Here is a 14,393-nt window from a genome sequence, read left to right on the forward strand (position 1 = left end):
AGGAATTTAAATGAAAGTACCAGTAAGTTTTTTAAAAGACTATGTTGATATAAATATAGACGCAAAAAAATTAGGAGATCTTCTTACTCTATCCGGTTCAAAGGTAGAGGAAGTAATTACTAGCGGAGATGAGATACAAAACGTTGTAACAGGAAAGATACTAAAAATAGAACCTCATCCAGATGCTGAAAAATTAGTTATATGTCAAATTGAGGTTGGAAAAGATGAACCAATTCAAATAGTAACAGGCGCAAAAAACATGAAAGAAAATGATATTGTCCCAGTAGCACTTCATGGTTCTAGTTTGCCTGGAGGAGTAAAGATAAAAAAAGGTAAATTAAGAGGTGTTCCTTCAAATGGTATGATGTGTTCTGAGGAAGAACTAGGACTTGCAGAAGAAGGAACTGTCCACGGACTTATGATATTAGATAAAGATACAGAAGTAGGGAAAAACATAAAAGAGGTTTTGGACTTAGATAATGCAATTATAGATTTTGAGATAACTTCAAATAGACCAGATTGTCTAAGTATTGTTGGAATGGCAAGAGAAACTGCTGCTACTTTGAACACAAGTTATAAACTGCCGCCATTAGATTACAAAACTGCTTGTAGCGATAATATTAATGACGAGGTGAAAGTAGAAGTTAAAGACCCTCTTTGCAAAAGATATATGGCAAGAGGTGTAAAAAATATTAAAATACAAGATTCTCCAGCATGGATGGCTGAAAGGCTTTTACAAGCTGGTGTTAGACCAATTAATAATATTGTGGATATAACTAATTTTGTAATGCTTGAACTTGGTCAGCCATTGCATGCTTATGACAGAAGAACGATAAAAGCAAATACAATTGTGGTTGAAAGAGCAAGTGAAGGTGAGAAATTTACAACTTTAGATGAAACAGAAAGAGTACTTAATTCAAATGTTTTGACTATAAGAGATGGTAACGAAACTATAGGCATTGCTGGAATTATGGGGGGACTTAATTCAGAGGTAAAAGAAGATACAACTGAAATAATTTTTGAGAGTGCTAATTTTGATGGTACTAACATAAGAGTATCATCTCAGAATTTAAATATAAGAACCGAGGCTTCAGGAAGATTTGAAAAAGATTTAGATCCAAATCTTGCAGAAATAGCAATGAATAGAGCTTGCAATTTAATTGTCCAAATTGGTGCTGGAGAAATAATAGAGGGAACTATCGATATATATGAAAACAAGGTAAAGGAACATTCTGTGGAAGTTGATTCAAATTGGGTGAATACATTCCTTGGTTTAAAACTTTCTAAGGAAGAAATGAAAAGTTATCTTGATAGATTAGAACTTAAAACTGAAATATCAGGAGATAAGTTAATAGTTAATGTTCCTACTTTTAGAGGAGATATTAATATTAGAGAAGATGTTGCAGAAGAAATCGTAAGAATTTATGGATACAACAAAGTAAAATCAACAGACCTTAGAGTATCAAGTATAAGAACAGGCAGGTACAAAAATCAAATAATCAAAAACATGGTTGTAGATGGCTTAATAGCATGTGGACTTAGTGAGGCTATATGTTACTCTTTTGTAAGCCCAAAGGTTTTTGATAAAATACAACTGCCTAAAGATAGTAGCTTGAGAAACGCAGTAGAAATAAGAAATCCATTAGGTGAAGATTATAGCATAATGAGAACCACTACAATCCCATCTATGATGGAGGCACTTGCTAGAAATTATTCTAGAAATAATGATATAGTTAGATTATTTGAAATTGGTAAAAATTATATTCCAAGTGAAATTAAAGGTGAAATACCAAAAGAAAAGAATATGATTACTGTAGGTATATACGGTAAGGCAGATTATCTTGATTTAAAAGGAATAGTAGAAAATATATTTGAAGTGATTGGAATTAATAACGTGTCTTATGAGAGAGAAACTTCTAATGTTAGTTACCATCCAGGAAAAACTGCCGTAGCTAAAGTAAAGAACAATGTTGTTGCTACACTTGGTGAAATCCATCCAGATGTGACTTCAAACTATGGAATCGATGTGGAATGTTATATTGCAGAAATTGATTTGGATTTTATTATTGAAAAGGCTATAATTGACAGAAGATACAAGGTTTTGCCAAAATTCCCAGCAGTTACACGTGATATGGCCTTATTACTAGATGATGAGATTTTAGTTCAGCAAATTGAAGATGTAATTAAAAGACATGGTGGAAACATAGTTGAAAACTATAAGTTGTTTGACGTATATAAAGGAAAACAGATACCAGATGGTAAGAAGAGCGTTGCTTATTCTATAACTTATAGAAGTGAAAATAAAACACTTACAGATAAAGACGTAGAAAAAGTTCACAAGAAAATATTAAGTACTCTTGAATACACATTAGGAGCAAAGATTAGATAAAAGATACATTGAAAATAACAAGTTAGTATACTGACTTGTTATTTTCTTTTATGTCCCTAATTGTATAGTTGCTAATAATATGGTAAAATTAATTAAGATAAAACTAAGAGGGTGTTTTCATGAGTTCAGTTACTGTAAGAGTGAATAATAAAGAATATCAATTAGTTGGCGATGAAAAAGAAGAGTATCTACATACAGTTGGTAATTATGTAGATAAAAAGATAAAAAACATTATGGAGAATAATCCAAAACTTAGCACATCAGAAGCTGCGATTTTGACTGCCATGAATTTAGCTGATGAGTTATATAAAAGCAATGAATATAATGAAAAGCTTTCCGATGAAGTGGAGGAGCTCAAAAATAAAGCCAATAGTTTAAACAAGGAAATAAGTAATCTAAATGAGGAAAAAGAAAAACTTAAAAGTCAAATAAATAAAGTTGTTGTTGAAAGTCACGACGATGAAAAAGAAAAAGAAATTGAAAGATTAAATCATCACATTGTATCTATTGAAAAAGATATAGAAAAAATAGACAAGCTTAAAGATGACAATAAAAAACTTAAATTTAATTTACAATCTGCTAAATACAAATTAATTGATTTGGAAAATAAGTACTTAGAGAATCAAATACTTCTTGCAAAAACAAAAAAAGAATATATTAAGTATATGAATGAGAAAAAATAAAGGTTGAGTTTAATTTAACCTTTATTTTTTTAACATTATTTCTAATTTTGAATATACTAAATAAGAACAAATAAATCTTAGGGGTGATGACTTATGATTTACTTAGACAATGCTGCCACAACTTTTCCTAAACCAAATGAAGTTTATGATGAAGTAATAAATTGTATGAAAAATTATGCTGCAAACCCTGGGCGTAGTTCACACGATATGTCATTAAGGGCGTCAACAAAAATTGCTGAAACTAGAAGTGAGATAAGCTCACTTTTTAATATAGATAATCCATTTAATGTAGTGTTTACTGTTAATGCAACAGAAGGAATAAATATAGCTTTAAAGGGATTTTTAAAAAAAGGGGATCATGTAATAACTACAGTTATAGAGCATAATTCAGTTTTAAGACCTTTAAATTATCTTAAGGATGAAGGTATAGAAACAACTTTATTAGATGTGGACGAGTTTGGACTTTTAAATTTAAAAATGCTAGAGAATAGTATAAAAGTTAATACAAAATTAATAGTAATAAATCATGGTTCAAATGTACTAGGAACTGTTCAAGATATAGATACGATAGGTGCTATTGCGAAAAACAAGGGTATTACTTTTATGGTTGATGCATCACAAACAGCAGGAGTTTTTAATATTGATGTTAAAAGATCTAATATTGATTTGCTTGCCTTTCCAGGGCATAAAGGGTTACTTGGGCCTCAAGGAACAGGGGCACTTTATGTAAAGGAAGGCATTAAATTAAAAGAGTTTATTTCAGGAGGAACAGGTAGTAATTCAAGTGAGATGATTCAACCGGAATTTTTACCGGACAAATTTGAAAGTGGAACACTAAATACTCCTGGAATAGTAGGACTTGGTGAAGGAATAAAGTTCATAAAAAAAATTGGAACAAAAAATATAAGAGAGTATGAAGAAAAACTAACAGAATATCTTTTAGAGGAGTTAACAAAACTCTCTTTTATTAAAGTGTATGGACTTAAATCTGCAAAAAATAGGGCTGCTGTAGTGTCAATTAACGTTTCTAATATTGATAGTTCAAAGGTTGGGTATTTGCTTAATAAAGAAAATATTGCTGTTAGAACTGGATATCATTGTGCACCGCTTATTCATAAGGTAATAGGAACTGAAGAGTATGGAACTGTTAGGATAAGTTTAGGTTATTTTAATACAGTTGATGACATTGAGAAGCTAATTAATGCATTAATATATATAGGAAATAACTAGAACTATAGGAGTTGGTATTATGGCAAAAAAATATATAATGGTTTTTGCATCTAATAGTCAAGCTGCTTTTATATATAATGAACTTGATAAAATAGGTATAAATATAGAACTTGTATCCACACCAGCAGAAATATTAAAGGGATGTACAAAATCAATTATATATGATAGTAAAGATAATGATGTTGTGATTAACGAAGTAAAAAAGATAGGAGCTATAATAAAGGGAATATACACTATTAATAATCAAAATAAATATGTTAAAGCATAAAGTTTGTTTATCATAATATAAAAAAATTGCGAAGTACGGGTGAAAGGTTTTCACCAATGCTTCGCGGTGAAAAGGTTAAGGGTCGCTAAAGCGAGGTGAAGGGTTTAACAGGCGCTTTGCTGGTCAAAGGTGATGGGTTTTCCGTTGGAAAGAGCTATAGATGATTTTTCTACGCTATGCTTCGAAAAATCTTTGAAATTAAAATGTATAATCTAAATTATATTGCCATTCATTTTTGACCGAAGGTCGCCAGTTTTCAATGATAAGTATTTATTAGCAAATTAAACTATTATACAAACACTAAAGGCTACGCCTAAAACAAAAACCTACGGTTAAACTACATAGTAGAGTTATCTTTATATACTAAGATATATATTTAAATTCATTATTTTTCTGACGTAGGAGGAAAAATTTCCTTAGCCTTTACTGATTTATCAGTAAACCCTTCACCTTTTAACGTGCGAAGCAATCGGTAAAACCATTCATTTTACTTTCTTAATATTATTTTAAATTTAGGATAACTTATTGTATAATAAGGATTATAGCTTAGGAGAGATGAAAATATGAAAAAGATAGAATTACTTGCACCATGTGGTAGTCTTGATAGTTTACATGCAGCGGTGCAAAATGGAGCAGACGCGGTTTATTTAGGTGGAAGCAGGTTTTCAGCTAGAGCTTATGCTTCTAATTTTGATGACGAAAACATGATAGATGCAGTAAATTATTGCCACGCATATGGTGTTAAAGTTTATATAACAGTCAATACATTGATAAAAGATGGTGAGATGAAGGATGTACTAAATTACGTAAAGTTTTTATATGAAATAGGTATAGATGCACTTATAGTTCAAGATTTAGGACTCACATACTTAATAAGACAAAATTTCCCTGATTTTGAACTTCATGCATCAACTCAAATGACTATACATAATGGAGAAGGAGCAAAGTTTTTTAGAAATTTAGGTTTTAGTAGAATAGTACTTTCAAGGGAACTTTCTTTAGAAGAAATTGAATACATCTCAAAGGATTTAAATATTGAAACCGAGATTTTTGTTCATGGTGCTCTTTGTATATGCTATTCAGGTCAATGTCTTATGAGCAGTTTAATAGGAGGACGAAGTGGAAATAGAGGAAGGTGTGCTCAAACATGCAGAATGCCTTACGATTTAATTGATGACAACGGGGATACAAAATTTAAGGGATATGTTCTAAGCCCTAAGGATATATGCACACTTCAAGATGTTCCAAGTATAATAAAATCCAAGACTTCTTCACTTAAAATAGAAGGACGTATGAAGAGACCAGAGTATGTAGCTGGTGTAGTGAGCATATATAGAAAAGCAATTGATTATGCTTATGAAAAAAAAGAATTTGATTATGAAAAGGAAACAAAGAAACTTTTGCAGCTTTTCAATAGAGAAGGTTTTTCAAAGGCATATATGTATGGCAATGTAGGAAAGGATATGATGGCATATAAATTTCCTAAAAATATGGGGGTTTATTTAGGCGACGTAGCTAAGGATTTGTCTATTGAACTTAAAGAAGACATAAGGATTAAAGATGGCGTTAGAGTAGATGAAGGAGGCTTCACTGTTTCAAAGATAATAAAAAATTCCATAGAAGTTACTGAGGCAAAGGTAGGAGATACTGTAAAACTTATGCCTATTGAATATAAATTCAATGATAAATTGTATAAAACAGCTGATTTTTTACTTCTACAGAATTTATCAGATAGTTATAAAAGTATATATGAAAGAAAAATAGATTTAAATATAAAATGCTATTTTAAAATAGGTGAATCTTTTGAGCTAAGTTGTGTTTATAATGATAAACAGTTTAATGTTAAAGGGGAAATAGTTCAAAAAGCCATTAAAAAACCATTAGAATTGGAAAAGGTAAAAGAGAATCTTATTAAGACAGGGAATACTCCATTTAATATTGATGGTATTGAGTTTACATGTTTTGAACAAGGATTTTTGCCAGTTTCATCAATAAACAATACAAGACGGGAACTTATAAATAGTATATTGCAAGGAATATATGAAAATAATAAGCGTGTAGCTAAGAAAAATTTAGATTTTAATAGAAATAAAAAACAAGATAATACCATGGAAAAATTGATGGTAGCTGTTTATAACAAGGAACAACTAGAGGCTTGTAAAGAATTCGGGATAAAAACATTTATTATTGATTTTTTTAATAAAAAATGTGATATTTCAATAGATAGTATGAAAGATATAGACTTATATCTTAAAGTTCCCAATATAATAAAAGACGAATTTAAATCCATATGCAGTTTTATTGATAAAAATATTTTGAATGTTAGGGGAATCATTACAGCTAATGCAGGAATAATAAATGAATTTAAAGACAAAACAGATATAATAGGAGACTATAAGCTTAATATATTTAATAAATATTCTTTAGACTTTTATAGTAATATTTTAAAGGGAACATTTTTAAGTGTTGAGTTGAACAGAGGAGAGATTAATGAAATAATAAAGAATTCACCAATTCCTTGCAGTATTATTATATATGGGAAACTTGAAACAATGGTAAGCGAACATTGCCCTATTGGAAGTGTTTTAGGTGGAAAAAATTCTGAACACAATTGCAAAAATGAATGCATAAATGGAGAATACAAACTTAAGGATAGAAAAAATGAAGAATTTCTAATTAGAACAGATAACTATTGTAGAAGCCATATATATAATTCTATGCCCATAAATCTTTTGGATAATATTAAGGATATAAATAATATTGGAAATATTGGGTTTAGAATTGATTTTATAGATGAAGACAAGGAAGAAGTTAAAGTTATACTTAATTCGTATAAAAATGGAAGAAATCTTTCCCATAAGAAATATACACGTGGCCATTATAGACGAGGAGTTGAATAGGTTTGAACAAAAAGGCATTAAAAGTTTTAGAATTTTATAAAATAAAGGATATAATAAAAAAATTTACTGCAACAAGTGCAGCTAAAGAACTAATAGATGAACTTGAACCGTATAACAGTCTTTATGAAGTTAAAGAACATTTGGAAGAAACAAATGAGGCTTTGAGTCTTTTAATGAAAAAGGGTTCACCACCTTTTGAAGGAGCTTATGATGTTAGAGAAGGGATTTCTATGGCTGAAAAAGGTTTTACACTTATGCCGCTTCAGCTTTTAAGAATAGCTAACATAGAAAGGTGTGCTAGAAGATTTAAGGATTATATTCATAATAGAGAAGATGAGGATAATCTTAGAGTCTTAGAGGATGTATGTGTTGGAATAACGCCAGTTAAGCAATTGGAGGAGGCCATTTTAAAAGCTATAGTAAGTGAAGAAGAAATAGCAGATAGAGCGAGTATAACTTTATTTAATATAAGAAAAACACTTAAAGATAAAACAACTTCAGTGAAAGATAAAGTAAATTCCATGGTAAGGAGTTATTCAAATTATCTACAGGAAAACATATATACTATAAGAGGCGACAGGTATGTAATTCCAGTGAAGTCAGAATACAAAGGACAAGTTCCTGGACTTGTACATGATCAGAGCTCTTCAGGAGCCACACTTTTTATTGAACCAATGGGACTTGTAAACTTGAATAATGAAATAAAGGAATTGATGCTTAAGGAAAAGGCTGAAATAAACAGAATACTAGGGGAGCTTTCGGAAAGAGTATATGACAATATTGATTTCGTGAAAAACAATGCAAATATTGTTTATGAACTTGATTTTATATTTGCAAAGGCTAAATATGCAAGTGAAATCGGAGCAATATGTCCACTTGTAAATGAAGATGGAATAATTGATATAGTACAAGGTAGACACCCTCTTATAGATCCTTTAAAAGTTGTTTCTATGGACGTATATCTTGGCCGCGAATTTACTTCTTTAGTTGTTACAGGTCCAAATACAGGAGGTAAAACAGTAACACTTAAGACTATAGGACTTTTAGAACTTATGGCTATGAGTGGAATTTTAATACCAGCCCGTGAAAATTCTACTGTAAGTTTTTTTAAAGAAGTTTTTGCAGATATTGGTGATGAGCAGAGTATAGAACAAAGTTTATCTACTTTTTCTTCACATATGACAAATATAGTTAAAATAATGGAAAAAGCAGATATAGATTCTTTAGTGCTTTTTGATGAACTTGGAGCTGGAACAGATCCAACAGAAGGTGCAGCACTTGCAGTATCAATACTTGAAAATTTGAGAAAAAGAGATACAAAGATATTAGCTACTACTCATTATAGTGAACTTAAAGCCTATGCATTAAGAACAGAAGGTGTTGAAAATGCTTCAGTTGAATTTGACGTGGAAACATTAAGACCAACTTATAGACTACTAATTGGAGTTCCAGGAAAGTCAAATGCTTTTGAAATATCTAAAAGATTAGGATTACCGGATTATGTTATTGACGATGCAAGAAGTGGAATTGCCAGTGAAAATCTTAGATTTGAGGACTTGATTCAAAAACTTCAGGAGAAAAGTATAAGAGCAGAAGAAAATTCCAGAAAGTCAGAAATATTAAAAGCTGAAGCAGAAAGATATAAAGAAAAATATGAAAAAAAACTAAATGGCTTAAATAACACAAGGGAAAGAGCTCTTGTTGAAGGAAAAAGAGAAGCTAAAAAGATTATCGTAGAAGCTAAAGAAGAAGCAGATACAATCCTAAAAAATATTAGAGAGATGGAGAGGTTAGGTTATTCTTCAGATGCTAGAGCAAAACTTGAAAATGAGAGAAAAAAACTTAAAGAAAAGCTAGACAAAGCATATGAAAATGAATTTGAGAATGAAGCTGAAGGTAGTTCATTAACAAAGGTAGAAGAAGGTCAGGAAGTTTACATACCTTCCTTAAATATGAAGGGCATAATCCTATCAAAACCTGACAATAGAGGAGAAGTTCAAATTCAGGCAGGTATAATGAAAATAAATGTTAAACTTAAAGATTTAAGATCAAATAAAAATTTTAAAGAGGATGCTAAGATAAAGAAAATAAAGAAAAGAGAGGTTAAGCTTAACCTAAAGCAAGTAGACTCTTCTATTGATTTAAGAGGTATGGATGCTGAGGAGGCAATATATTCAGTTGATAAATATTTGGATGATGCCTGTGTTGGCGGGCTTGGTAGCGTAATTATTATACACGGTAAAGGTACTGGTGTACTTAGAAATGCTATCAATGATATGCTTAAAAAGCATCAGCATGTTAAGACATATAGATTAGGTAATTATGGAGAAGGCGGAAGTGGAGTTACAGTAGTTGAATTAAAATAGAAGTGAATCACCCTTTTATACTTTGTATAAGAGGGTGATTTTTTTAGTAATATAGGCAACCTAATAACAGTATTAGAGTTGCTTATTGGAAAAATAAAGAGTAAAATGTTAAGAAAAATATAATAATTTTACAATTTAGGGGGAGGTTTCATGAAAAAAAGAGGACAGAGTATATTTGTCATGAGTTTAGTATTAATATTTGCTTCAGTTTTAAATTTTACAGACTTAAAAAAAAGTGTAAAGGCAGAGGATGTAAACAATAATGATTTAAAAGCAGTAATGGTTAGTGCAATATCAAATAAAATTAAGGGGGAGTCTATAAAAAGTAATAAGAAAGGTTACGATACCTTTAATGAAAATGCACCATTAAATAACAATAGCTCCAATGGAACTGTAAGAGTTATTGTACAACTTCAAGAGAGCCCAGCAGCCGAAAATGCTTCGAAAAGTATAGCTGAAGTAAAAGCATCGCAGCAAAATGTACTTCAAAGTGTACAAGCATTGCCTGGAGCAAAAATTAAAAAATCTTTTGGATATCTTATAAATGGGTTTAGTGCTGATGTAAAGAGAAGTGATATTAACAAAATTAAGGGGATGTCAGGAGTTCAAAATGTTACTGAAGCAAAGGTATATCATCCAGATATGTATTTTGCTAAGAATCTTACACAAGTTTATAGTGCATGGAAAAATCTTGGGTATAAAGGAGAAGGTATGGTGGTGTCCATAATAGATACTGGTATAGATTATACCCATAAGGATATGAAAATAACTGATACTACAAAGGAAAAACTTCATTCTTCAGATGTTTCAAAAATGGGGGGTAAAGGTAAGTTCTTTACGGACAAGGTACCATATGGATACAATTTTGCTGATGAAAATCAAAATATAATAGATTATAATAAAACAGAACAACATGGAATGCATGTTGCAGGAATAGTAGCAGCAAACGGAAATGATGAAGATAGTGCTTCGTTTAAGGCTGTTCAAGGTATAGCCCCAGAGGCACAACTTTTAGCTATGAAGGTTTTTTCCAACAATCCTGAAAATCAACAGTCAGCATATGATGATGATCTGATTTCTGCAATTGAAGATTCTGTGCTGCATCATGCAGACATAATAAATATGAGCTTAGGTTCAGATTCTGGGTTTGAAGATCCAAATGATCCTGAACAAAAAGCCGTAAAAAATGCTACGGATAAAGGTACATTAGTTGTAATTTCAGCAGGAAATTCAGCTATATCATCTACAAATTCAAGTTGGAATTCACCACAGACAAATCTTCTAAATGAAGTGGACACAGGAACTGTAGGAGATCCTGGAGTTGCAGATGATGCACTTACAGTTGCATCTTATGAAAATACAAATAAGGTAGCGAGGCAACTTAAATATTCTTCTAGCAGCACCAGTGGAACTTTAAATTATTCGGACGGTAGTGGTGTACCAGAAGTAACACTTAAAGAAAATCACAGTATTGTTGATTGTAATTTAGGTGCAGAGGCAGATTTTACAGGGAAAGATGTTGCAGGAAAAATAGCCTTGATTGAAAGGGGCGGTAACTTAACTTTTTCACAAAAAATTCTTGATGCTGAAGATGCTAAAGCAGCAGGGGCAATAATTTATGATAAAGATATTTCCAGTGGTGGTAGTGATGATCCCTTAACAATGAGTGTAGATGCATCTATTACTATACCATCAATTGGAATTGGACATGATGATGGACTCAAATTAAAGAGTTTAATATCTAATAATCTAAATATAAGTATTGATGGAACTAAGGTTGCAACTACTAATAGTCTAGCAAATGACATGTCACCTTTTACTTCTTGGGGGCCAACGCCAAGTTTAGGCTTTAAACCAGATATTTCTGCACCAGGTGGTAATATTTATTCTACACAAAATGACAATAAATACACTAGTATGAGTGGAACATCTATGGCAGCACCTAATGTTTCTGGTTCAGAGGCATTAATTTTAGAAGCAGAAAAGGCAAAAAAAATAGATGTTTCTGGAAGGGATTTAATCAAGTTAGTGAAGGACACAGCCATTAATACTTCAAAAGTATTAATGGATAAAAATAATTCAATTGTTCCGTATTCACCAAGAAGGCAGGGAGCCGGTATTATTCAGGTTCAAGATGCAATAAATAATAATGTAATTGCAACTGATGATAATGGGGAAGCAGATGTTGCCTTAAAGGAAATAGGAAATAGTACTACTTTTAATCTAAACTTAAAGAACTATGGAAATACTGACGTTACATACACGTTGGAAAATGGAGGGGTTCTATCCGAAAAGATAACTGATGCAGCGGGACATTTTTCAGACTATAGTATTGACGGCTCTTCAATGAACTTTAGTTCTAATACCGTTCTAATACCAGCAAATGGTCAGGCAAAGGTAACAGTTACAATTAAGCTTCCACAGAGTTTTAAAGAAGAACAGTTTGTTGAAGGATATGTTAAGTTTAATAGTAGCAATAGCAATATACCATCGCTAAATGTACCATATTTAGGTTTCTATGGAGATTACTCTAAACCTGATATACTTGATAAGCCACTTTGGAATGATAAAACAATTTTAGGGGAAGAAGGACTTATAAGCAATGTATTTGGTCAACAAAATTATTTAGGAGTAACAGCAGATGGAACAGTAGATACAAATAAAATTGCATTTTCACCAAATGGTGATGGAAATGAGGATACAGTAACACCTGAATTAAGTTTTCTTAGAAATGCGAGAACAATGGAAGTAGATATAGTTAATAAGAATAATGGAAATGAAAAGGTCTTAAGACAATTGTCTACAGACAATAAATTAACAAAAGATTTAATAGATAATCAAGACGGTGATGGTGGAGCTAACATTTACAACATAGGACAATGGGATGGAAAGTTGTACAATGCCAAGACAGGTTCAATGGAGACAGCTTTGGATGGAGATTATTATTATAAATTTATAACAGCTATAGATTTAAAAGATGCAGAAAAGCAAGTGACTTATATGCCTATAAAAGTTGATACAGTTGCACCTGAGATAAAAATAAAATCTAAGCCAACCACGGATATAAACTCACCTTACAAATTAATTTGGAAGGAAAAAGACAAGGGCGTTGGGGTAAATGTGGCTTCAAATGTTGTAATGGTAAATGGTGTACAAGTTGATGAAAGCAGATCTCCAATACAATATGATAGCCAATTAGACACATATAGTTGTACAATAAATCTGCAAAAAGGTGAAACAAATGAAGTTGAAGTAGGTGTGGCAGATTATGCAGGAAATGTTGGAACTGCAAGTATGGCTATAGATACACCAGTAATAGTTCAAAACATATATAATGGGGAGGTTATTGGAAAAACTTCATTGAATGAAAATGGAAAGTTTAATGTGGAAGGAATAGTTAGTGGTAAGGTTAAAAGTTTAAAGATAAATGGTGCTAATGAACAGATAGATAAAAAGAATTTTACAGCAGCTATTAAATTACATGAAGGAAACAATCAAATAGATGTAAATGCATATGATAAAAAGGGAAATTTATTAGGAGAAACCATTAGTTATAAAGTTATACTTCAAACAAAAGATCCGGAGATAAGTATAACAAGTCCAAGTTTTGACTTGAATAATACTTTTAAAACTAATAAAAACAATGTGACTGTAACAGGTGAAGCTAAGTTTGAAGGCTTTTCAGATAAAAATCAAGTTATTATAAATGGTACGACACTAAGTGATGATGAATTTAATAAAAATACTGGAGAGTTTAATTATGTGATTCCGGTTTCAGGTAATACTGATCTAACAATAGAGGCAGTGGATGGTGTAAATAATAGTTCAAGTAGATTGTATCATATAATTGCAAATTTAAAAGATGAACCATTGAATATTAGCTTTAATGATCTACATGGGTATGACGTTATAGCGCCAGAAGAAATTAAAAATGATAACCTAATGATTAGTGGAACTGTAAATCATAAACCTAAAGTTTTTCAAATCAATGGGGTTAATATTAGAGTAGAAGACAACTTGACATTCTCTAAGGCATTTAAATTAAAGCAAGGAACAAATAAATTTTTGGTATATGCTGAAGATGTAGATGGAACTGTAGTGAGTAATTATGCCTATGATGTGCTATACGATTCCTATGCTCCTAAACTAACATTAACAAAACCGCTGCTGGGGGAAGATGGAAAAATATATACGAATAAAAACTATGTTGATTTAATTGGCTCAGTTTATGATAATACAGAGGGATATTTTCTATATATAGATGGAAATGAAATATTAAGTTCGAGTTACGATTCAAATCTTGGTACAAGCAATTTGCAGTACTTTAATTATAGGTTAAAAGTAAAAAATAATGATATTGTGACTATTGAAGTAAAAGATAGGTTTGGGAATTCATTAGTTCAAAAAATGCCTGTAGTTATTGGAAAAAAGGCCCCTAAAGTAAACGAGAAGTTTTGATGCTTAAATAACCCTATTATAATTATGTGGCTGTCTCAAAGTAGCAAAGCTAAAAATTGAGACAGTTTTTGTTGTTAAAAAATATAGATAAAATTTCAA

7 protein-coding genes are annotated in these 14,393 nt (G+C 31.1%); all 7 read left to right on the plus strand.

Features of this window, described 5'->3' with window-relative positions; genetic code table 11:
- Positions 1-10: 10 nt before the first annotated feature.
- The 7 genes from pheT to B8978_RS05565 all read left to right on the plus strand — a co-directional run bounded on the left by pheT (position 11) and on the right by B8978_RS05565 (position 14,294).
- Positions 11-2,389 carry a phenylalanine--tRNA ligase subunit beta gene (pheT, locus tag B8978_RS05535; RefSeq protein ID WP_084114573.1) on the plus strand — a complete coding sequence of 793 codons (2,379 nt, stop codon included), beginning with the start codon at positions 11-13 and terminating at the stop codon, positions 2,387-2,389.
- Positions 2,390-2,508: 119 nt separating this feature from the next.
- The gene (locus tag B8978_RS05540) at positions 2,509-3,072 is read left to right on the plus strand and encodes a cell division protein ZapA (RefSeq protein ID WP_084114575.1); all 564 of its coding nucleotides are present in this window, start codon (positions 2,509-2,511) and stop codon (positions 3,070-3,072) included.
- 93 nt (positions 3,073-3,165) lie between these two features.
- Positions 3,166-4,302 carry an aminotransferase class V-fold PLP-dependent enzyme gene (locus B8978_RS05545; RefSeq protein ID WP_084114577.1) on the plus strand — a complete coding sequence of 379 codons (1,137 nt, stop codon included), beginning with the start codon at positions 3,166-3,168 and terminating at the stop codon, positions 4,300-4,302.
- Between the two features lie 19 nt (positions 4,303-4,321).
- On the plus strand, positions 4,322-4,570 hold the full coding sequence (locus B8978_RS05550) for a putative Se/S carrier protein (RefSeq protein ID WP_084114579.1): 249 nt from the start codon (positions 4,322-4,324) through the stop codon (positions 4,568-4,570).
- 563 nt (positions 4,571-5,133) lie between these two features.
- On the plus strand, positions 5,134-7,470 hold the full coding sequence (locus tag B8978_RS05555; RefSeq protein WP_084114581.1) for a U32 family peptidase: 2,337 nt from the start codon (positions 5,134-5,136) through the stop codon (positions 7,468-7,470).
- A 2-nt stretch (positions 7,471-7,472) separates the two neighbouring features.
- Positions 7,473-9,836: an endonuclease MutS2 gene (locus tag B8978_RS05560; protein ID WP_084114583.1), complete on the plus strand. Its 2,364-nt coding sequence runs from the start codon at positions 7,473-7,475 to the stop codon at positions 9,834-9,836.
- Between the two features lie 150 nt (positions 9,837-9,986).
- Positions 9,987-14,294, plus strand: a complete 4,308-nt coding sequence (locus B8978_RS05565) for a S8 family serine peptidase (RefSeq protein WP_084114585.1) — start codon at positions 9,987-9,989, stop codon at positions 14,292-14,294.
- Positions 14,295-14,393 lie beyond the last annotated feature (99 nt).

Source organism: Clostridium acidisoli DSM 12555, from assembly GCF_900176305.1.
Taxonomy (GTDB): domain Bacteria; phylum Bacillota; class Clostridia; order Clostridiales; family Clostridiaceae; genus Clostridium_I; species Clostridium_I acidisoli.